Annotated in this window: 18 protein-coding genes and 2 tRNA genes; 18 read left to right on the top strand and 2 right to left on the bottom strand. The window is 61.5% G+C overall.

The window, feature by feature from the left end; genetic code table 11:
* Positions 1-57: 57 nt before the first annotated feature.
* Positions 58-1,731, bottom strand: a complete 1,674-nt coding sequence (gene recN / locus PPA02S_RS11800; RefSeq protein ID WP_028632638.1) for a DNA repair protein RecN — start codon at positions 1,729-1,731, stop codon at positions 58-60.
* A 193-nt stretch (positions 1,732-1,924) separates the two neighbouring features.
* On the opposite strand from recN, the gene grpE reads away from it, so the two are divergent.
* The 8 genes from grpE (at position 1,925) to PPA02S_RS11760 (ending at position 12,263) form a co-directional block, all read left to right on the top strand.
* On the top strand, positions 1,925-2,482 hold the full coding sequence (gene grpE / locus PPA02S_RS11795) for a nucleotide exchange factor GrpE (protein WP_028632637.1): 558 nt from the start codon (positions 1,925-1,927) through the stop codon (positions 2,480-2,482).
* A gap of 101 nt (positions 2,483-2,583) precedes the next feature.
* Positions 2,584-4,509, top strand: coding sequence for a molecular chaperone DnaK (dnaK, locus tag PPA02S_RS11790; protein ID WP_028632636.1), 1,926 nt, complete (start codon positions 2,584-2,586; stop codon positions 4,507-4,509).
* A gap of 191 nt (positions 4,510-4,700) precedes the next feature.
* Positions 4,701-5,825, top strand: a complete 1,125-nt coding sequence (dnaJ, locus tag PPA02S_RS11785) for a molecular chaperone DnaJ (protein ID WP_028632635.1) — start codon at positions 4,701-4,703, stop codon at positions 5,823-5,825.
* 13 nt (positions 5,826-5,838) lie between these two features.
* Entirely contained in the window at positions 5,839-6,642 is an 804-nt protein-coding gene (dapB, locus tag PPA02S_RS11780) for a 4-hydroxy-tetrahydrodipicolinate reductase (protein WP_028632634.1), read from the top strand.
* 261 nt (positions 6,643-6,903) lie between these two features.
* A complete protein-coding gene (carA, locus tag PPA02S_RS11775; RefSeq protein WP_028632633.1) occupies positions 6,904-8,040 on the top strand; it encodes a glutamine-hydrolyzing carbamoyl-phosphate synthase small subunit in 1,137 nt (378 codons plus the stop codon).
* 104 nt (positions 8,041-8,144) lie between these two features.
* The gene (carB, locus tag PPA02S_RS11770) at positions 8,145-11,366 is read left to right on the top strand and encodes a carbamoyl-phosphate synthase large subunit (RefSeq protein WP_028632632.1); all 3,222 of its coding nucleotides are present in this window, start codon (positions 8,145-8,147) and stop codon (positions 11,364-11,366) included.
* Positions 11,363-11,845, top strand: a complete 483-nt coding sequence (greA, locus tag PPA02S_RS11765; RefSeq protein ID WP_174435883.1) for a transcription elongation factor GreA — start codon at positions 11,363-11,365, stop codon at positions 11,843-11,845. The genes carB and greA overlap by 4 nt, the downstream gene beginning before the upstream one ends.
* Positions 11,823-12,263 carry an MFS transporter gene (locus PPA02S_RS11760; protein WP_080667825.1) on the top strand — a complete coding sequence of 147 codons (441 nt, stop codon included), beginning with the start codon at positions 11,823-11,825 and terminating at the stop codon, positions 12,261-12,263. The genes greA and PPA02S_RS11760 overlap by 23 nt, the downstream gene beginning before the upstream one ends.
* A gap of 100 nt (positions 12,264-12,363) precedes the next feature.
* Here the strand turns inward: PPA02S_RS11760 and yhbY are convergent, their stop codons facing one another.
* Positions 12,364-12,672, bottom strand: a complete 309-nt coding sequence (yhbY, locus tag PPA02S_RS11755) for a ribosome assembly RNA-binding protein YhbY (RefSeq protein ID WP_028632629.1) — start codon at positions 12,670-12,672, stop codon at positions 12,364-12,366.
* Between the two features lie 102 nt (positions 12,673-12,774).
* Between yhbY and rlmE the strand changes: the two genes are divergently transcribed.
* From rlmE to nusA, 10 genes are all read left to right on the top strand, one after another.
* Entirely contained in the window at positions 12,775-13,401 is a 627-nt protein-coding gene (gene rlmE, locus PPA02S_RS11750) for a 23S rRNA (uridine(2552)-2'-O)-methyltransferase RlmE (RefSeq protein WP_028632628.1), read from the top strand.
* Positions 13,402-13,605: 204 nt separating this feature from the next.
* Positions 13,606-15,513: an ATP-dependent zinc metalloprotease FtsH gene (ftsH, locus tag PPA02S_RS11745; RefSeq protein ID WP_028632627.1), complete on the top strand. Its 1,908-nt coding sequence runs from the start codon at positions 13,606-13,608 to the stop codon at positions 15,511-15,513.
* An 8-nt stretch (positions 15,514-15,521) separates the two neighbouring features.
* The gene (folP, locus tag PPA02S_RS11740) at positions 15,522-16,373 is read left to right on the top strand and encodes a dihydropteroate synthase (RefSeq protein WP_028632626.1); all 852 of its coding nucleotides are present in this window, start codon (positions 15,522-15,524) and stop codon (positions 16,371-16,373) included.
* Positions 16,374-16,389: 16 nt separating this feature from the next.
* On the top strand, positions 16,390-17,730 hold the full coding sequence (gene glmM, locus PPA02S_RS11735; RefSeq protein ID WP_028632625.1) for a phosphoglucosamine mutase: 1,341 nt from the start codon (positions 16,390-16,392) through the stop codon (positions 17,728-17,730).
* Between the two features lie 65 nt (positions 17,731-17,795).
* Complete coding sequence (gene tpiA, locus PPA02S_RS11730; RefSeq protein WP_028632624.1) at positions 17,796-18,551, top strand: triose-phosphate isomerase; 756 nt, start codon at positions 17,796-17,798, stop codon at positions 18,549-18,551.
* Positions 18,552-18,555: 4 nt separating this feature from the next.
* Positions 18,556-18,954: a preprotein translocase subunit SecG gene (gene secG, locus PPA02S_RS11725; protein WP_028632623.1), complete on the top strand. Its 399-nt coding sequence runs from the start codon at positions 18,556-18,558 to the stop codon at positions 18,952-18,954.
* An 18-nt stretch (positions 18,955-18,972) separates the two neighbouring features.
* Positions 18,973-19,058: transfer RNA gene (locus tag PPA02S_RS11720), tRNA-Leu, on the top strand.
* 100 nt (positions 19,059-19,158) lie between these two features.
* Positions 19,159-19,235 (top strand) — tRNA-Met (locus tag PPA02S_RS11715).
* A gap of 129 nt (positions 19,236-19,364) precedes the next feature.
* A complete protein-coding gene (rimP, locus tag PPA02S_RS11710) occupies positions 19,365-19,823 on the top strand; it encodes a ribosome maturation factor RimP (RefSeq protein WP_033694237.1) in 459 nt (152 codons plus the stop codon).
* Positions 19,824-19,882: 59 nt separating this feature from the next.
* A complete protein-coding gene (nusA, locus tag PPA02S_RS11705; RefSeq protein WP_028632622.1) occupies positions 19,883-21,364 on the top strand; it encodes a transcription termination factor NusA in 1,482 nt (493 codons plus the stop codon).
* The last annotated feature ends 13 nt before the right edge of the window (positions 21,365-21,377 follow it).

The raw sequence follows: 21,377 nt of genomic DNA, 5'->3' as shown, positions 1-21,377 counted from the left end.
GCGGCCTTAGGGTCGCCTTTGTGCTTTATGGCTGCGCTCATGATAGGGAGCGGCGGATCAGGCCTTACCGCTCACCACCATCTTGCGCGCATGGGCCAGGGACTCTTTGGTCAGGTCGATGCCGCCCAGCATGCGCGCCACTTCCTCGACCCGTTCGCGCTTGCCGAGGCTGGCCACGGCGGTATGGGTAGTGTCGCTGTGGCGCACCTTGTGCACGAACAGGTGATGATGGCCTTGCGCCGCAACCTGGGGCAGGTGCGTGACGGTGAGGACCTGGCCGCGTTCGCCCAGCCGACGCAGCAACTGGCCGACGATTTCTGCGGTAGGCCCGCCGATGCCGACGTCAACTTCGTCGAACACCAACGTGGGGATACGCGAGGTCTGGGCGGTGATCACCTGTATCGCCAGGCTGATTCGGGACAGTTCACCGCCAGAGGCAACCTTGGCCAAGCCCTTGAGCGGTTGCCCGGGGTTGGCGCTGACCAGCAGTTCGATCTGCTCCAGCCCGTGTGGCGACAGCTCGCTGCCCTCATTGGGCGTGAGCTCGATGCAGAAACGCCCACCCGGCATGCCCAGGCGCTGAATTTCCTGCTCGACCGCCACCGCCAACTGCTTGGCGGCATGCTGCCGTAGCCCGCTCAGCTCATGCGCCTTCTCTTTATAGTGCTGGGCAAACGCAGCGAGCTCATCACCCAGGCGCTCGACCGACTCATCGCTGGCATTCAGGCCCTCGAGCTCTTCCATCAACTGCTGTTGCAGGTGTGGCAATTCGGTGGGGTGAACCCGGTGCTTGCGCGCGAGGGTGTAGATGGTGTCCAGGCGCTCTTCCAGCGCCTGCAGGCGCATGGGGTCGGCGTCGAAGTTGTCCAGGAAGCGGTTGAGCTCGCCTACGGCTTCCTCTACCTGTATCTGCGCGCTGGCGATCAGGTTGGCAGCCTCTGTCAACGCCTTGGGGGCATTGCTGGCAGCACCCAGCCGGTTGAGGCTGGAGGTGAGGGCGCCGAGTACGTTGCCCGAGTCACTCTCACTGCACTGCTCGATGACCTGGCGGCAGATGCCGAACAGGGCTTCGGCGCTGGTCAGGTTCTTGTGCTCCTGCTCCAAGTGCTCCAGCTCGTTTTCGCCCAGGCCCAGGTTGTCCAGCTCTTCGAGCTGGTAACTGAGCAGCTGGTGCCGGGCACGCTGCTCGTCGCCGGAGTTGGACAGCCGCTCCAGCTCCAGGCGCGTCTGGTTCCAGCGTTTGGCGGCCAGTTGAACCTGACGGGCCAGGTCGACGGCGCCGGCATACTCGTCCAGCAGCCGGCGATGGGTGTCGGCCTTCAAAAGCGACTGGTGCTCGTGCTGGCTGTGGATGTCGATGAGCAGCTCGCCCAGTGCCTTGAGGTCGCCGAGCGGGCAGGGCGTGCCGTTGATGTAGCCACGGCTGCGGCCTTCGGCGGTGATGACCCGGCGCAGGATGCAGAGGCCGTCGGTGGCCAGGTCGCGGTCGGCCAGCCAGGTGTGGGCCTCGGGGATGTCCACCAAATCGAAGGTGGCGAGGATGTCTGCCTTGTCGGTGCCAGGGCGCACCACGCCACTGTCGGCGCGGTCGCCCAGGGCCAGGCCCAGGGCATCGAGCATGATCGACTTGCCCGCACCGGTTTCACCCGTGATCACGGACATGCCGCGGGCGATTTCCAGGTCAAGGTGTTCGACGATGGCGTAGTTGTGAATGGACAGGTGCACCAGCATGAGGGCAGCTCCCGAAAGTCATGTCTGGTTATTTATACAGTAGTTTTTTTGGGTCTGCCAATGCCCTTCGGCAGATTTTGCCCGTTAGGCAAAAACGCCGCCTGGCCCTTGAAGCTGTTTTTTCCGGCCCCATATAGGCGACATCACCGGCGAGCCTGGCTCGCAGTCCCCAAAATTGCGCAGGAGAGACCCCATGGCTGATGAGCAGCTGAACGAGAAAGACCTTAACGTCGAGGAAACCGGTGCAGGCAACGCTGCCGACGCCCGTGTTCTGGAGCTCGAGGAGCAGCTGGCTGCAGCCAAGGACCAATCGCTGCGCTCGGTTGCCGAACTGCAGAATATCCGCCGGCGCGCCGAGCAGGACGTGGAAAAAGCCCACAAGTTCGCGTTGGAAAAGTTCTCCAGCGACCTGTTGCCGGTCATCGACAGCCTGGAGCTGGCCCTGGCTCACTCCAGCGCCGAAGACGAGCACGTCAAGCAGATCCGCGAGGGCGTCGAGCTGACGCTAAAGATGTTCCAGGACACCCTCAAGCGCTACAACCTCGAAGCGGTCGACCCGCATGGCCAGCCATTCAACCCTGAGCATCATCAGGCAATGGCCATGCAGGAAAGCGGCGATGTCGAGCCCAACAGTGTGCTGAACGTGTTCCAGAAAGGTTACCTGCTGAACGGCCGCCTGCTGCGCCCTGCCATGGTGGTGGTCAGCAAGGCGCCGAGCGCGGCGCAACCGTCTATCGACGAAAAGGCTTGAAATCCGTCCGGGCATCCCCATCTAGGTGTCAAGCCTTCAAGTATTACCGCAGTTGGCCAAAGTAGTCGCTGCTACCAAATTCAAGTTTCGGGAGAATCAACATGGGTAAAATCATCGGTATCGACCTGGGGACCACCAACTCGTGCGTCTCCGTACTGGAAAACGGTAACGTCAAGGTCATCGAGAACGCCGAGGGTGCACGTACCACCCCATCGATCGTTGCCTACGCCAACGACGGCGAAATCCTGGTCGGTCAGTCGGCCAAGCGCCAGGCTGTGACCAACCCGCACAACACCCTGTTCGCAGTGAAGCGCCTGATCGGCCGTCGCTTCGAAGAAGACGTCGTGCAGAAAGACATCAAGCTGGTGCCTTACAAGATCGTCAAGGCCGGCAACGGTGACGCCTGGGTGCAGGCCAGCGGCAAGGACATGGCGCCGCCGCAGATCAGCGCCGAAGTGCTGAAAAAAATGAAGAAGACCGCCGAAGACTACCTCGGTGAGACCGTTACCGAAGCGGTCATCACCGTGCCGGCCTATTTCAACGACAGCCAGCGTCAGGCCACCAAAGACGCCGGCCGCATCGCCGGTCTGGATGTTAAGCGCATCATCAACGAACCGACTGCCGCTGCACTGGCGTACGGCATGGACAAGGCCAAGGGCGACCACACCGTGATCGTCTACGACCTGGGTGGTGGTACCTTCGACGTATCGGTCATCGAAATTGCCGAAGTCGACGGCGAGCACCAGTTCGAAGTGCTGGCCACCAACGGTGACACCTTCCTGGGTGGCGAAGACTTCGACATGCGCCTGATCGACTACCTCGTCGACGAGTTCAAGAAAGAGTCCGGCATGGACCTGAAGAACGATCCGCTGGCCCTGCAGCGCCTGAAAGAGGCGGCTGAAAAAGCCAAGATCGAGCTGTCTTCCGCCCAGTCGACCGACGTCAACCTGCCGTACATCACTGCAGATGCCACCGGTCCCAAGCACCTGAACGTGAAGATCTCCCGCGCCAAGCTGGAGTCGCTGGTCGAAGACCTGGTCAACCGTACCATCGAGCCTTGCCGCATCGCCCTGAAAGACGCCGGCATCGACGCCAGCAAGATCGACGACGTGATCCTGGTTGGTGGCCAGACCCGTATGCCGATGGTGCAAAAAGCCGTTGCCGACTTCTTCGGCAAGGAAGCGCGCAAGGACGTCAACCCGGACGAAGCCGTGGCCATGGGGGCTGCCATCCAGGGTGCGGTACTGGCCGGTGACGTCAAGGACGTGCTGCTGCTGGACGTCAGCCCGCTGACCCTGGGTATCGAAACCATGGGCGGCGTGATGACCTCGCTGATCGAGAAGAACACCACCATCCCGACCAAGAAGTCGCAGGTGTTCTCCACCGCCGACGACAACCAGGGCGCTGTGACCATTCACGTGCTGCAGGGTGAGCGCAAGCAAGCCACGCAGAACAAGTCGCTGGGCAAGTTCGACTTGGCTGACATTCCGCCAGCGCCACGTGGTGTGCCGCAAATCGAAGTGACCTTCGACATCGACGCCAACGGCATCCTGCACGTCAGCGCGAAGGACAAGGCTACCGGCAAGTCGCAGTCCATCGTCATCAAGGCCAACTCGGGCCTGTCGGACGAAGAAATCGAGCGCATGGTGCGTGACGCCGAGGCCAACGCCGAGGAAGACCGCAAGTTCGAAGAGCTGGCCGCTGCCCGTAACCAGGGTGACGCGCTGGTGCACTCGACCCGCAAGATGGTCGCCGATGCCGGTGACAAGGTTACCGCCGACGAGAAAACGGCCATCGAAGCGGCTGTCGTTGCCCTGGAAGCCGCCGTCAAAGGCGACGACAAGGCCGCGATCGACGCCAAGGTCGAAGAGCTGTCCAAGGTCTCTGCTCCGGTTGCCCAGAAGATGTACGCCGAGCAGTCGGCTGAACAGCCTCAGGGTGGCGCGCAGCAGGCCGAGCCGGAAGCCAAGCACGATGACGTGGTGGATGCCGAGTTCGAAGAGGTGAAAGACAACAACAAGCAGTAAACCCTGCATGTTGTCGGCCAGCCCACCGCCGCTTGGTGGTGAGCTGGTAGGATGTCGCCGCGCGGGGGCTTGCTCCCGCGTTGGCGTATCTGGAATTCGAGAATTTTTACAGCATCTGTCAGCCCTTGGGGCCGTGCAGGTGCTGACGGCGCGGCGCAGATGCCGAACGCCCAACAAGGTGCAAATGACCTATGTCCAAGCGTGATTATTATGAGGTGCTGGGTGTCGAGCGCGGCGCCACCGATGGCGACCTCAAGAAGGCTTACCGCCGTCTGGCGATGAAGTACCACCCGGACCGCAACCCCGGTGACAAGGAATCGGAAGACAAATTCAAGGAAGCCAACGAGGCCTACGAAGTACTGTCCGATGCCAGCAAGCGTGCGGCGTTCGACCAGTATGGCCACGCCGGTGTTGACCCAAGCATGGGTGGCGGCGGTGCAGGGTTCGGCGGCGCCAACTTCTCCGATATCTTCGGTGACGTGTTCAGCGACTTCTTCGGCGGTGGCCGCGGCGGCGGCCGCGGTGGTGCCCAGCGCGGCAGCGACCTGCGCTATACCCTCGAGCTGAACTTGGAAGAAGCCGTGCGTGGCACCACGGTGAGCATCCGTGTACCCACCCTGGTCAACTGCCAGCCGTGCGATGGCACGGGTGCCAAGAAGGGCTCTACGCCGTCCACCTGCCCGACCTGTGGCGGTATTGGCCAGGTGCGCATGCAGCAGGGGTTCTTCTCGGTGCAGCAGACGTGCCCGCGCTGCCACGGCCAGGGCAAGATCATCACCGACCCGTGCAACGCCTGCCATGGCGAAGGCCGGGTCGAAGAATACAAGACGCTGTCGGTCAAGGTGCCGGCGGGTGTCGATACCGGTGACCGCATTCGCCTGTCGGGTGAAGGCGAGGCCGGTAGCCACGGCGGGCCAACCGGTGACCTGTACGTGGTCATCAACGTGCGCGAGCACGAAATCTTCCAGCGCGACGGCAAGCACCTGTACTGCGAAGTGCCTATCAGCTTCACCGATGCCTCCCTGGGTGGTGAGCTGGAAGTGCCAACGCTCGATGGCCGGGTCAAGTTGCGCATTCCCGAGGGCACCCAGACCGGCAAGCAGTTCCGCCTGCGCGGCAAGGGCGTGGCGCCCGTGCGCGGGGGTGGTGCCGGTGACCTGCTGTGCCGTGTGGCGGTGGAAACGCCGGTCAACCTCAGCCGCCGTCAGCGCGAACTGCTCGAAGAATTGCGTGACTCGCTGGAAGGTGACAGCTCCCATTCGCCCAAGGCCAGCGGTTGGTTCGATGGCGTGAAGCGCTTCTTCGGCGATCTCTGACAAGGAAAAGGCTATGCGACGTATTGCAGTGATGGGCGCGGCAGGGCGTATGGGCAAGACCCTGGTCGAAGCGGTGCAGCAAACCGCAGGTGCCGGGCTGACGGCAGCCATCGACCGCCCTGACAGCTCCCTGGTCGGGGCCGATGCAGGCGAGCTGGCGGCCCTGGGCCGCATTGGCGTGCTGCTGTCTGACGACCTGGCCAAGGTTGCCGACGACTTCGATGTGCTGATCGACTTCACTCACCCTTCGGTGACCCTGAAAAACCTCGCGTTCTGCCGCAAGCACGGCAAGGCGATGGTGATTGGTACCACCGGCTTCACGGTGGAAGAAAAGCACCTGCTGGCCGAGGCGGGCAAGGACATCCCCATCGTCTTCGCGGCCAACTTCAGCGTCGGCGTAAACCTCAGCCTCAAGCTGCTGGACATCGCCGCGCGCGTGCTGGGTGACGACGTGGACATCGAGATCATCGAGGCGCACCACCGGCACAAGGTGGATGCGCCGTCGGGCACTGCGCTGCGCATGGGCGAAGTGGTTGCCAGTGCGCTGGGCCGTGATCTGCAGGAAGTGGCGGTGTACGGCCGTGAGGGCCAGACGGGCGCCCGCGACCGCAAGACCATCGGTTTTGCCACCGTGCGTGCCGGTGATGTGGTGGGTGACCACACCGTGCTGTTCGCTGCCGAGGGTGAGCGCCTTGAAATCACCCACAAGGCTTCAAGCCGCATGACCTTTGCCAAGGGGGCCGTGCGTGCGGCCCTTTGGCTCGATGGGCGTGAAGCCGGGCTGTATGACATGCAGGATGTGCTTGAGCTGCATTGAGTTGCAGGCGGTGTCGGGTTCACCTTGTGGTGAGCCCGCTCCCACATTGCGGCTACTGGCCTGTCGCATTCTTGTGTTTTAGAGGCACATCTGCGGTAGACCGAAAACGCACTTTTCTGTAAGCTACAGCTTTAGTGTGTCCACTAAAAGCGCGCAGCGAATTGAATTCAGCACATGAAAGCGGGGTGACGTGTCCATACGTCACTCCGCTTTTTTGCAACCTGCGATCGCCCCTTCATGCTTGATTTACGGGAGGTCTTCTTGACAAAGCCAGCCATACTCGCCCTTGCCGACGGCAGTATTTTTCGCGGTGAGGCAATCGGTGCCGACGGTCAGACCGTTGGTGAAGTGGTTTTCAACACCGCTATGACCGGCTACCAGGAAATCCTTACAGACCCTTCCTATGCGCAGCAAATCGTCACCCTGACCTACCCGCACATCGGCAACACCGGTACCACCCCGGAAGACGCCGAGTCGAACCGTGTATGGTCCGCCGGCCTGGTCATCCGTGACCTGCCGCTGCTGGCCAGCAACTGGCGTAACACCCAGTCGCTGCCGGAGTACCTCAAGGCCAACAATGTGGTAGCCATCGCCGGCATCGACACCCGTCGCCTTACCCGTATCCTGCGTGAGAAGGGCGCCCAGAACGGCTGCATCCTGGCCGGTGACGATATCAGCGAAGAAGCCGCCATCGCCGCCGCGCGTGGTTTCCCAGGCCTCAAGGGCATGGACCTGGCGAAGGTCGTTTCTACCAAGGAACGCTACGAGTGGCGGTCCAGCGTGTGGGAACTGAAAACCGACAGCCACCCCACCCTTGACGCTGCCGACCTGCCGTACCACGTGGTGGCCTTCGACTACGGCGTCAAGCTGAACATCCTGCGCATGCTGGTTGCCCGCGGCTGCCGCGTCACCGTGGTGCCGGCCCAGACCCCGGCCAGCGAAGTGCTGGCGCTCAACCCTGATGGCGTGTTCCTGTCCAACGGCCCTGGCGACCCCGAGCCTTGCGACTACGCCATCCAGGCCATCAAGGAAATCCTTGAAACCGACATCCCGGTCTTCGGCATCTGCCTGGGCCACCAGCTGCTGGCCCTGGCCTCCGGCGCCAAGACCGTGAAGATGGGCCATGGCCACCACGGTGCCAACCACCCGGTCCAGGACCTGGACACCGGCGTGGTCATGATCACCAGCCAGAACCATGGCTTTGCCGTTGACGAAGCGACCTTGCCCGGCAATGTGCGCGCCATCCACAAGTCGCTGTTCGACGGTACCCTGCAGGGCATCGAGCGCACCGACAAGAGCGCGTTCAGCTTCCAGGGCCACCCTGAGGCAAGCCCGGGCCCGACCGATGTCGCGCCACTGTTCGATCGTTTCACCGATGCCATGGCCAAGCGCCGCTGAGCATCCTGCTTCAAGGCCCCGGGCCCGCTCTGCTGCGCCCGGCAGCGCCTGACCCAGATTGTTCAAAGCGGCTTGCCGACTGACCCCGGATTTGAGTGACCACCATGCCAAAACGTACAGACATCAAAAGCATCCTGATTCTCGGCGCTGGCCCGATCGTGATCGGCCAGGCCTGCGAATTCGACTACTCCGGCGCCCAGGCGTGTAAAGCCCTGCGCGAAGAGGGTTTCCGCGTCATCCTGGTGAACTCCAACCCCGCCACCATCATGACCGACCCGGCCATGGCCGACGCCACCTACATCGAGCCGATCAAGTGGCAGTCGGTGGCCAAGATCATCGAGAAGGAACGCCCGGACGCGGTATTGCCGACCATGGGTGGCCAGACCGCACTGAACTGCGCCCTGGACCTGGAGCGCCACGGCGTGCTGGAAAAGTTCGGCGTGGAGATGATCGGTGCCAACGCTGACACCATCGACAAGGCCGAAGACCGCTCGCGCTTCGACAAGGCCATGAAAGACATCGGCCTGGAGTGCCCGCGCTCGGGCATCGCCCACAGCATGGAAGAGGCCAATGCGGTGCTGGAGAAGCTGGGCTTCCCTTGCATCATTCGCCCCTCGTTCACCATGGGCGGCACCGGTGGCGGCATTGCCTACAACCGTGAAGAGTTCGAAGAAATCTGCACCCGTGGTCTGGACCTGTCGCCAACCAAGGAACTGCTGATCGACGAATCGCTGATCGGCTGGAAGGAATACGAGATGGAGGTGGTCCGCGACAAGAAGGACAACTGCATCATCGTCTGCTCGATCGAGAACTTCGACCCGATGGGCGTGCACACCGGTGACTCGATTACCGTAGCCCCGGCGCAGACCCTCACCGACAAGGAATACCAGATCATGCGCAACGCCTCGTTGGCGGTGCTGCGTGAAATCGGTGTGGAAACCGGCGGTTCCAACGTGCAGTTTGGTATCTGCCCGAACACCGGCCGCATGGTCGTCATCGAGATGAACCCGCGGGTTTCCCGTTCGTCGGCCCTGGCCTCCAAGGCTACCGGCTTCCCGATCGCCAAGATCGCTGCCAAGCTGGCCATCGGCTACACCCTTGATGAACTGCAGAACGACATCACCGGCGGCCGCACCCCGGCGTCCTTCGAACCGTCGATCGACTACGTGGTCACCAAGCTGCCACGCTTCGCCTTCGAGAAATTCCCGAAAGCCGATGCTCGCCTGACGACCCAGATGAAGTCCGTGGGTGAAGTCATGGCCATCGGCCGTACCTTCCAGGAATCCCTGCAGAAAGCCCTGCGCGGCCTGGAAGTCGGCGCCTGCGGCCTGGACCCGAAAGTGGACCTGGCCAGCCCTGAAGCTGCCGGCATTCTCAAGCGCGAGCTGACCGTGCCGGGCGCCGAGCGTATCTGGTACGTCGCTGACGCCATGCGTTCGGGCATGACCATCGAGCAGATCTTCGAACTGACCGGCATCGACCTGTGGTTCCTGGTACAGATGGAAGACCTGATCAAGGAAGAAGAGAAGGTCAAGACCCTGGCCCTGTCGGCAATTGACAAGGACTACATGCTGCGCCTCAAGCGCAAGGGCTTCTCGGACCAGCGCCTGGCCAAGCTGCTGGGCATCACCGACAAGAACCTGCGCCGTCACCGCCACAAGCTGGAAGTGTTCCCGGTGTACAAGCGCGTCGACACCTGCGCCGCCGAGTTCGCCACCGACACCGCCTACCTGTACTCCACCTATGAGGAAGAGTGCGAGGCCAACCCGTCGACCCGCGACAAGATCATGATTCTGGGTGGCGGCCCTAACCGTATCGGCCAGGGTATCGAGTTCGACTACTGCTGTGTGCACGCGGCACTGGCGCTGCGCGAAGACGGGTACGAGACCATCATGGTCAACTGCAACCCGGAAACCGTTTCCACCGACTACGACACCTCGGACCGCCTGTACTTCGAGCCGCTCACTCTGGAAGACGTGCTGGAAGTATGCCGCGTCGAGAAACCGAAAGGCGTGATCGTCCACTACGGTGGCCAGACCCCGCTGAAGCTGGCCCGCGCCCTGGAAGAGGCCGGCGTACCGATCATCGGTACCAGCCCTGACGCCATCGACCGCGCCGAAGACCGTGAGCGCTTCCAGCAGATGGTTCAGCGCCTGAACCTGCTGCAGCCGCCAAACGCGACCGTGCGCAGCGAAGAAGAGGCCATCAGCGCAGCTGGCAGCATCGGTTACCCACTGGTGGTGCGCCCGTCCTACGTACTGGGTGGTCGCGCCATGGAGATCGTCTACGAACTGGACGAGCTCAAGCGCTACCTGCGTGAAGCGGTGCAGGTGTCGAACGACAGCCCGGTACTGCTGGACCACTTCCTCAACTGCGCCATCGAGATGGACGTGGACGCCGTGTGCGACGGCACCGACGTGGTCATCGGCGCCATCATGCAGCACATCGAACAGGCCGGCGTTCACTCCGGTGACTCGGCGTGCTCGCTGCCACCTTACTCGCTGAGCAAGGAAGTGCAGGACGAAGTTCGCGTACAGGTTGCCAAGATGGCCCTTGAGCTGGGTGTCGTCGGCCTGATGAACGTGCAGTTGGCCCTGCAGGGCGACAAGATCTACGTGATCGAAGTCAACCCGCGCGCCTCGCGTACCGTGCCGTTCGTGTCCAAGTGCATCGGCACTTCCCTGGCCATGATCGCGGCCCGCGTCATGGCCGGCAAAACCTTGAAGGAGCTTGGCTTCACTCAGGAAATCATCCCGAACTTCTACAGCGTCAAGGAAGCCGTCTTCCCGTTCGCCAAGTTCCCGGGGGTTGACCCGATCCTCGGCCCTGAGATGAAATCGACCGGTGAGGTCATGGGTGTTGGTGATACCTTCGGTGAAGCGTTCGCCAAAGCCCAGATGGGTGCCAGCGAAGTGCTGCCGACCGGTGGTACCGCGTTCATCAGCGTGCGTGACGACGACAAGCCACAGGTGGCTGGCGTTGCCCGCGACCTGATCGCCCTGGGCTTCGAAGTGGTTGCAACGGCGGGTACCGCCAAGGTTATCGAAGCGGCGGGCCTTAAAGTGCGCCGCGTGAACAAGGTAACCGAAGGCCGCCCGCACGTGGTCGACATGATCAAGAACGACGAGGTGTCGCTGATCATCAACACCACCGAAGGCCGCCAGTCGATCGCCGATTCCTACTCGATTCGTCGCAACGCGCTGCAGCACAAAATTTACTGCACCACGACCATTGCGGCCGGTGAAGCCATCTGTGAAGCGCTGAAATTCGGTCCGGAAAAGACCGTTCGTCGCTTGCAGGATCTGCATGCAGGAATGAAAGCATGAGCATTATCAAGTACCCGATGACCGTCCAGGGCGCACGCGCCCTGGAAGAGGAACATCTGTTTCTGAGCAAGACCGAGCGCCCGCGCCTGAGCCAGGCCATTGGTGAAGCGCGCGAGCTGGGCGACCTGAAGGAAAACGCCGAATACCATGCCGCGCGGGAAGAGCAGGGCATGGTTGAAGCGCGTATCCGCGATATCGAAGGCCGCCTGCAGAACGCGGTCATCATCGACGTGAAGACCATCCCGCACACCGGCAAAGTCATCTTCGGCACTACCGTCGAGCTGGCCAACACCGAGACCGACGAGCGAGTGAAGTACCAGATCGTCGGTGAAGATGAAGCTGACGTGAAACAGGGCAAGCTCTCGAGCGGCGCCCCGATCGCCAAGGCCATCATCGGCAAGGAAGAAGGCGACGTCGTCGTCATCAAGACGCCAAGCGGCACGGTCGAGTACGAGATTGTCGAAGTCCAGCACATCTGACCGGCGCCTGCGGGCGCCATCCCTGGAGGGGATCCTCTGGCAGCTGGCCCAGGTGTTCTGGGTTGGCGGCCTGTGGGTGTTCCATGTAGGGCTGGTGCCTGCGCTGAAGGTCAGTGGCCTGGCGCCGCTGCTGGTGCAGGACATCGCCGGCCAGATCGACCGTTGGTTGATCGGGGTGGCGTTGCTAGGCTTGTTGACCCAGCTGGCGGTGCTGGCGAGGGTGGACGGCCTGGCGGCCTGGTGGCGGCAGTTCCGTGGCCAGATGCTGTTGCTCGGCCTGGGGGCGTGCGTGGGGTACTACACCCTGCGCTACGGCATTTCGGTGGGCGAGCGCTGGCAGATGTTCTGTTTTCTGGTATTGGGTTTTTCCGGCATCGTGCTGGTGGCCCAGCCCGTTCCGGTCAGGCCGCGCCGCTAGGCGCAGCCCGCTGCCGGGCTTTTGTGGGAGCCGGCTTGCCGGCGATGCGCGAAGCGCCAACGCGTTGGGAAGACGCTTGTTCCCACAAGCAACCTTGCCGTTACTTGTAACGGTGGATGTTGGACAGCTGCTTGTTCGGCTGTGGGTTCTTGCGGTAGATCAGGGCTTTCTTGCCGATGGTCTGCACCAGTTCGGCACGGCCGGCCTTGCATAGCGCGGCGATGGTTTCGGCGCGTTCCTCGCGGTCTTCCGAACGAATCTCGACCTTGATCAGCTCATGGTCGACCAGCGCGCGCTCAAGTTCGGCTACCACGCCTTCATTCAAACCGTTGCCAGCAACGATCAGGACCGGCTTCAGGTCATGACCAATGGACTTGTATTGCTTCTTCTGCTCGTTATTGAGCGGCATAATCTGACCCTTTCCGTCTGATTCTGTAAAATTGACAGGCATTTTACCCGAGGGCCCCCGGGTCCGCCCAGTCAATCACGACGCATATCATCGAGGTGCCCCGTGGTACAACGTTCCAAAAGCAGCGCCAACTGGCTGCGCGAACATTTCAACGACCCTTTCGTCAAACAGGCGCAAAAGGATGGCTACCGTTCGCGGGCCAGTTACAAACTGCTCGAGATCCAGGAAAAGGACCGGCTGATCCGCCCTGGCATGAGCGTAATCGACCTGGGGGCCGCCCCGGGTGGCTGGTCGCAGGTGACCAGTCGTCTGATTGGTGGCCAGGGCCGGTTGATCGCCTCTGACATCCTTGAAATGGACTCGATCCCCGATGTCACCTTCATTCACGGCGATTTCACCGACGATGAAGTCTTGCAGCGCATTCTCGAGGCTGTCGGCGATTCGCACGTGGACCTTGTGATTTCCGATATGGCCCCCAATATGAGTGGTACGCCCGAAGTGGACATGCCACGTGCCATGTTCCTCTGCGAGCTGGCCCTGGATCTGGCGACCCGCGTGCTCAAGCCCGGTGGGGACTTCCTGATCAAGATCTTCCAGGGTGAGGGCTTCGACGTGTACCTCAAGGACGTGCGCAGCAAGTTCGACAAGGTGCAAATGCGCAAGCCGTCGTCGTCGCGGGACCGCTCGCGCGAACAGTACTTGCTGGGCAAGGGTTTCAAAGGAGCATGACAAGGTTTGAAGCGGGGTGGCCGATAGTTAATTCCAATCGGCCACTGCGTCAGGATCGTCCGAACTTCGTGTAGTCTGGATTTCACAAAGGGTTACAGACGGTGCCTGCGGTTGCGTAGGTAATGTAGTAAGTTAGGGCGATGAATATCATGCGAGGCACGGCTGCGTCGTGCGCCGGCCTCAGAGGGTAGCGAATTGAACGACATGGCAAAGAATCTGATCCTCTGGTTGATCATCGCAGCTGTCCTGGTGACGGTGATGAACAACTTCTCAAGCCCTAACGAGCCGCAGACCCTCAACTATTCCGACTTCATCCAGCAGGTCAAGGATGGCAAGGTCGAGCGAGTGACCGTCGACGGCTACATCATCACCGGCAAGCGCTCCGACGGCGACAGCTTCAAGACCGTGCGCCCGGCCATTACCGACAATGGCCTGATCGGCGACCTGGTAGACAACCACGTCACTGTCGAAGGCAAACAGCCTGAGCAGCAGAGCATCTGGACGCAATTGCTGGTTGCCAGCTTCCCGATCCTGGTCATCATTGCCGTGTTCATGTTCTTCATGCGCCAGATGCAAGGCGGTGCGGGCGGCAAGGGCGGCCCCATGAGCTTCGGCAAGAGCAAGGCACGGCTGCTGTCCGAAGACCAGGTCAAGACCACCCTGGCTGACGTCGCGGGTTGCGACGAGGCCAAGGAAGAGGTCGGCGAGCTGGTCGAGTTCCTGCGTGACCCTGGCAAGTTCCAGCGCCTTGGCGGCCGCATTCCTCGCGGCGTGCTGATGGTCGGCCCACCCGGTACCGGTAAAACCCTGTTGGCCAAGGCCATCGCCGGCGAAGCCAAGGTACCGTTCTTCACCATTTCCGGTTCGGACTTCGTGGAGATGTTCGTGGGTGTCGGCGCCAGCCGTGTGCGCGACATGTTCGAGCAGGCCAAAAAGCACGCCCCGTGCATCATCTTCATCGACGAGATCGACGCTGTCGGCCGCCACCGTGGCGCCGGTATGGGCGGCGGTCACGACGAGCGTGAGCAAACCCTCAACCAGTTGCTGGTCGAGATGGACGGCTTTGAAATGAACGATGGCATCATCGTCATTGCTGCCACCAACCGCCCCGATGTGTTGGACCCGGCACTGCTGCGCCCTGGCCGCTTCGACCGCCAGGTGGTGGTTGGCCTTCCGGATATCCGTGGCCGTGAACAGATTCTCAAAGTGCATATGCGCAAGGCGCCGATTGGCGACAACGTCAACCCGGCCGTGATTGCCCGCGGTACACCCGGGTTCTCCGGTGCAGACCTTGCCAACCTGGTCAACGAAGCTGCGCTGTTCGCCGCGCGCGCCAACAAGCGCCTGGTGGACATGAAAGAGTTCGAGCTGGCCAAAGACAAGATCATGATGGGCGCCGAGCGCAAGACCATGGTCATGTCCGAGAAAGAAAAGCAGAACACCGCCTACCACGAAGCGGGTCATGCCATCGTCGGTCGCCTGGTGCCTGAGCACGACCCGGTTTACAAGGTGTCCATCATCCCCCGTGGTCGCGCCCTGGGTGTAACCATGTTCCTGCCGGAAGAGGACCGCTACAGCCTCTCCAAGCGCGCGCTCATCAGTCAGATCTGCTCCCTGTACGGTGGCCGTATCGCTGAGGAGATGACCCTGGGCTTCGACGGTGTCACCACCGGCGCGTCCAACGACATCATGCGCGCCAGCCAGATCGCCCGGAACATGGTCACCAAGTGGGGCCTGTCCGAGAAGCTGGGCCCGCTGATGTATGCAGAGGAAGAGGGCGAGGTGTTCCTGGGCCGCAGTGCAGGTAGCCAGCAGGCCAGCGTCTCCGGCGAAACGGCCAAGTTGATCGACTCCGAAGTGCGCAGCATCATCGATCATTGCTACGCCACCGCCAAGCAGATCCTGACCGAAAACCGCGACAAGCTCGATGCGATGACCGAAGCGCTGATGAAGTACGAGACCATCGACGCCGAGCAGATCGATGACATCATGGCCGGCCGTACCCCCCGCGAGCCGCGTGACTGGGATGACGACTCCACTTCAGGCACCCCGGCAGCGCCTCAGGGTGACCGCCCCGAGTCGCCAATCGGTGGTCCGGCGGCGCAAAACTAAGGGCAGCTATGAGCTCAGTGCAGTACCCGACCCGGTTGCCTTGCGGCAACCGGGTTCTTGATTTGTCGCGTACCCATGTCATGGGTATTCTCAACATCACCCCTGACTCCTTTTCCGACGGCGGCCGGTTCAGCCAGCGTGACGAAGCCCTGCGCCATGCTGAAGCCATGGTCGCGGCCGGCGCCACGCTGATCGACATCGGCGGGGAGTCGACCCGGCCCGGTGCACGTCCGGTATCGGTTACCGAGGAGCTTGAGCGGGTGGCGCCCATGGTCGAGGCCATCAACAGCCGGCTGGACGTGGTGGTGTCAGTGGATACTTCCACCCCGGCAGTGATGCGCGAAGCCGCGCGCCTTGGTGCCGGGCTGATCAATGACGTGCGTGCCCTGGAGCGCGATGGCGCACTGGATGCTGCTGCCGATACCGGCTTGCCTGTTTGCCTGATGCACATGCGCGGCGAGCCCGGTAACATGCAGGACGACCCCCATTACGACAATGTGACCGAGGACGTCGCGCGCTACCTTGAACAGCGCATGGCAGCCTGCGCGGCCGCTGGCATCGATGCCAGCAGAATCATCCTTGACCCGGGCTTTGGCTTCGCCAAGACGCTGGCGCACAACCTCAGCCTGTTCAAACATATGGAAGCGCTCTATCGCCTGGGCCGCCCACTGCTGGTGGGTGTGTCGAGAAAGAGCATGATCGGCCTGACGCTGGAGCGTCCGGTCGGCGAGCGCTTGTACGGCAGCCTGGCGCTGGCGGCGTTGGCCATGACCAAGGGGGCAAGCATCCTCCGGGTCCATGATGTGGCCGAAACCGTCGATGTGGTGCGCATGATCGCTGCGGTGCAAGGCGCCGAATAAGAACTCTGGAGTTTCTATGAGCAGAAAATACTTTGGTACCGACGGCATTCGTGGCCGCGTCGGGGAATACCCGATCACCCCTGACTTCATGCTGAAGCTTGGCTGGGCCGCTGGCATGGCCTTCCGCAAGCAGGGCAATTGCCGTGTACTGGTCGGCAAGGACACGCGCATTTCCGGTTACATGTTCGAGTCCGCGCTCGAGGCGGGGCTGTCTGCCGCCGGCGCTGATGTGATGCTGCTGGGCCCCATGCCAACGCCTGCCATCGCCTACCTCACGCGCACGTTCCACGCCGAGGCCGGTATCGTCATCAGTGCTTCGCACAACCCGCATGACGACAACGGCATCAAGTTCTTCTCGGGCCAGGGCACCAAGCTGCCCGATGAGGTCGAGCTGATGATCGAGGAACTGCTCGACCAGCCCATGACCGTGGTCGAGTCGAGCAAGCTGGGCAAGGTATCGCGCATCAACGATGCCGCCGGGCGCTACATCGAGTTCTGCAAGAGCAGCGTGCCCAGCAGCACCAGCTTTGCCGGCCTCAAGCTGGTGGTGGATTGCGCCCACGGGGCTACCTACAAGGTGGCGCCCAGCGTATTCCGCGAACTGGGTGCCGATGTGACCGTGCTGCATGCCCAGCCCGATGGCCTGAACATCAACGAAGGCTGTGGCTCGACCCACATCGAATCGCTGCAGGCTGCGGTGCTGGTGGGGCATGCTGACCTGGGTATCGCGTTCGACGGCGACGGCGATCGCGTGCTGATGGTTGACCACACCGGTGCCATCGTCGATGGCGACGAGCTGCTGTTCATCATTGCCCGTGACCTGCAGGACCGCGGCAAGCTGCAGGGCGGGGTGGTAGGCACGCTGATGAGCAACCTGGGCCTGGAGCTGGCGCTCAAGGACCTGGACATTCCGTTCGTGCGGGCCAAGGTCGGCGACCGCTATGTCATGGCCGAACTGCTTGAGCGCGAGTGGCTGGTGGGGGGGGAGAATTCCGGCCACGTGGTGTGCTGCAACTACACCACCACGGGCGATGCGATCATTGCCGCGCTGCAGGTGCTGATGGCGCTCAAGCGCCGCGGCGAAACCCTGGCCCAGGCGCGTCAGGCGCTGCGCAAATGCCCTCAGGTGTTGATCAACGTGCGCTTCGGTGCAGGCAAGGTCGACCCGCTGGAGCACCCGGCAGTAAAAGAGGCCGCTGCGCAGGTCACCGAGGCCCTGGCGGGGCGCGGGCGGGTGCTGTTGCGCAAGTCCGGCACCGAGCCGCTGGTGCGGGTGATGGTCGAGGGCGAGGACGAGGCGCAGGTGCGTCAGCATGCCGAGGCGCTGGCGAAATTGGTCAGCGAAGTTTGTGCCTGAAGGCGCTTGCCAGCGCGGATCTGGTTGGGTAAGATCTGCGCCCACTTTGACCGACGAGGTAAAGCATGCGTCGCCCTATGGTAGCTGGTAACTGGAAGATGCACGGTACCCGCGCCAGCGTCGCTGAGCTGACCGAGGGCTTGAGCAATCTCGCCCTGCCGAGCGAAGTGGAAGTCGCGGTATTTCCGCCAGCCTTGTTCATCCACCAAGTGGTTGATGGCCTGGCGGGTACACATATTATCGTCGGCGCACAGAATTCTGCAGTACTGCCCGAACAGGGCGCGCTGACCGGGGAAGTTGCTCCGGAACAGCTGGTTGAAGCAGGTTGCAAGTTGGTGTTGGTGGGTCATTCAGAGCGTCGCCAAGTAATGGGCGAAGGTGATGAAGTACTCAACCGCAAGTTTGCAGCGGCCCAGGCCAAAGGTTTGAAGCCCGTGCTGTGCATAGGGGAAACCCTGGAGGAGCGCGAAGCTGGCAAAACGCTCGAAGTTGTCGGGCGTCAACTAAGCAGTATCATCGAAGCTTTCGGTGTTGCCGCTTTTGCCAATGCAGTAATTGCCTATGAGCCTGTATGGGCCATTGGTACTGGCCTTACGGCCACGCCTCAGCAGGCTCAGGATGTGCACGCCGCCATCCGCGGTCAGCTGGCGGCGGAAGATGCTGAAGTGGCTGCGAAGGTGCAGTTGCTCTACGGCGGCAGCGTGAAGGCGGCCAATGCGGCCGAACTGTTCGGCATGCCGGATATCGATGGGGGCCTCATTGGTGGCGCTTCCCTGAACGCAGACGAATTCGGTGCAATTTGTCGCGCCGCAGGAAACTGAAAAAATGCTGGAAACAGTCATCGTCGTTTTTCATCTGTTGGCAGCGCTGTCGCTCGTAGTGCTGGTACTGTTGCAACAGGGCAAGGGGGCGGAAGCAGGTGCATCGTTTGGTGCCGGCGCTTCCAATACCGTCTTCGGAAGTCAGGGCTCTGCCACCTTCCTAAGTAAATTAACTGCTATACTCGCTGCCACTTTCTTTTTGACAGCACTTGGGTTAGGATACTTCGCGAAGCAACAAGCTCACCAGCTTAGCCAAGCAGGTCTTCCAGATCCGGCAGTGCTAGAAGTGAAAGAGCAGCCAAAACCGGCAGTCAATGATGATGTACCGGTGCTCCAACAACAGAAGAGCGAAGCCACTCCGAATTCGGGTGATGTACCTCCTCCGGCAGAAGAGCAGAAGTAACGGGTTTCAAGTAGTATTGCCGAGGTGGTGGAATTGGTAGACACGCAACCTTGAGGTGGTTGTGCCCATAGGGTGTAGGGGTTCGAGTCCCCTTCTCGGTACCAATTAAAGCTTGAGAGCCCGCTTTAGCGGGCTTTCTTGTAGGCGACGGTTTGGAATTGACCCTCAAGCGGGTTAGGTCTTATACTTTCGCCCCAGCTTTGTCGCGGGGTGGAGCAGCTTGGTAGCTCGTCGGGCTCATAACCCGAAGGTCGTTGGTTCAAATCCAGCCCCCGCAACCAGCTTCAGCGGAGCCCCTTTTCAGGGGCTTTTTGCTAACCGAACAGTTCAGGCGTCGTTGTCCAACGGCGCTTTCAGGGATGGGCGCTTCGCCCATTTTTTATTTGCACAGCATGCACGAGGGGGTTCAGGTGTCGAGCAAGCTAGAACAGTTGCAGGCCTTGTTGGCCCCGGTTGTCGAGGGTCTGGGCTATCAGTGCTGGGGGATCGAGTACGTTTCCCAAGGCAAGCATTCGGTACTGCGCATCTACATCGACAAGGAAGACGGCATTTTGGTGGATGACTGCGAAGCGGTCAGCCGTCAGGCCAGTGCCATCCTCGATGTGGAAGATCCAATCAGCAGTGAGTACACCCTCGAGGTGTCTTCTCCCGGCATGGATCGCCCACTGTTCACTCTGGAACAGTTTGCCTCGCATGCCGGCGAACAAGTGAAGATCAAGCTGCGCTCACCCTTCGAGGGTCGTCGTAACTTCCAGGGCCTTCTCCGTGGTGTGGAGGAGCAGGATGTGGTGGTCCAGGTGGACAACCAGGAGTTCCTTTTGCCGATCGATTCGATCGACAAGGCCAATATTATTCCCAGTTTTGACTGAGACGTGCCGGGCCCGACGGATTATCCGGGCCTAATGGCTTGCGCAAGGCGAGGCGTACGATGAGCAAAGAAGTACTGCTGGTTGTTGAATCGGTATCCAACGAAAAAGGTGTACCCCCCGGCGTCATTTTCGAAGCGCTGGAGGTGGCCCTGGCTACCGCAACCAAAAAACGTTTTGAAGACGAAGTGGATCTGCGTGTGGAAATCAACCGCCACACCGGTAGCTACGAGACGTTCCGCCGCTGGACCGTGGTCGACGAAGCCGACCTGGACGACCCGGCCATCGAAACCTGGCTCGACAAGATCAAGGACACTCACCCGGCTGCCAAGGTCGGTGACGTGATCGAGGAAAAGATCGAGTCCATCGAGTTCGGCCGTATCGCCGCCCAGACCGCCAAGCAGGTCATCGTGCAGAAGGTCCGTGAGGCCGAGCGCGCCCAGGTGGTGGATGCCTATCGCGAGCGCGTTGGCGAAATCATCTCCGGCACCGTGAAGAAGGTGACGCGCGATAACGTCATCGTCGACCTTGGCAACAACGCCGAGGCGCTGCTGGCCCGCGAAGACATCATTGCCCGCGAAACCTTCCGTGTCGGTGTGCGCCTGCGTGCACTGCTGAAGGAAATTCGCACCGAAAACCGTGGCCCTCAGCTGATCCTGTCGCGTACTGCGCCACAGATGCTGATCGAGCTTTTCCGCATTGAAGTGCCGGAAATCGCTGAAGGCCTCATTGAAGTCATGGCTGCTTCCCGTGATCCGGGTTCGCGAGCCAAGATCGCCGTCCGCTCCAAGGACAAGCGTATCGATCCGCAAGGCGCCTGTATCGGCATGCGTGGGTCGCGCGTCCAGGCTGTATCCGGGGAGCTGGGTGGTGAGCGTGTGGATATCGTCCTGTGGGATGATAACCCGGCGCAGTTCGTCATCAACGCCATGTCGCCGGCTGAAGTCGCGGCGATCATCGTTGATGAAGATGCCCATGCCATGGACATCGCCGTTGCCGAAGACAACCTGGCCCAAGCCATTGGTCGTGGTGGTCAAAACGTTCGCCTGGCCAGTCAGTTGACCGACTGGACCCTGAACGTGATGACCGAGAAGGACATCCAGGCCAAGCAGCAGGCCGAAACCGGTGACATCCTGCGCAATTTCATTGACGAGCTGGAAGTCGACGAGGAGCTGGCCCAAGTGCTGGTCGACGAAGGCTTCACCAGCCTCGAAGAAATTGCCTACGTACCGTTGGAAGAAATGCTCAACATCGATGGCTTTGACGAAGATATCGTCAATGAGCTCCGCGCTCGGGCCAAGGACCGTTTGTTGACCAAGGCCATCGCTACCGAAGAAAAACTGGCAGACGCACATCCAGCTGAAGACCTGCTCTCCCTCGAGGGCATGGACAAGGACCTGGCAGCGGAACTGGCGGTGCGCGGCGTGGTTAACCGCGAAGACCTGGCCGAGCAGTCGATCGACGATCTGCTCGACATCGACGGCATCGACGAAGAGCGTGCCGGCAAGTTGATCATGGCCGCCCGAGCCCACTGGTTCGAGTAATTAGGCGCGGCCT

It is taken from the genome of Pseudomonas parafulva NBRC 16636 = DSM 17004 (genome assembly GCF_000730645.1).
Lineage (GTDB): Bacteria > Pseudomonadota > Gammaproteobacteria > Pseudomonadales > Pseudomonadaceae > Aquipseudomonas > Aquipseudomonas parafulva.
The sequence above is the reverse complement of the archived record's forward strand: the minus strand, read 5'-3'. Positions and strand labels throughout refer to the sequence as shown.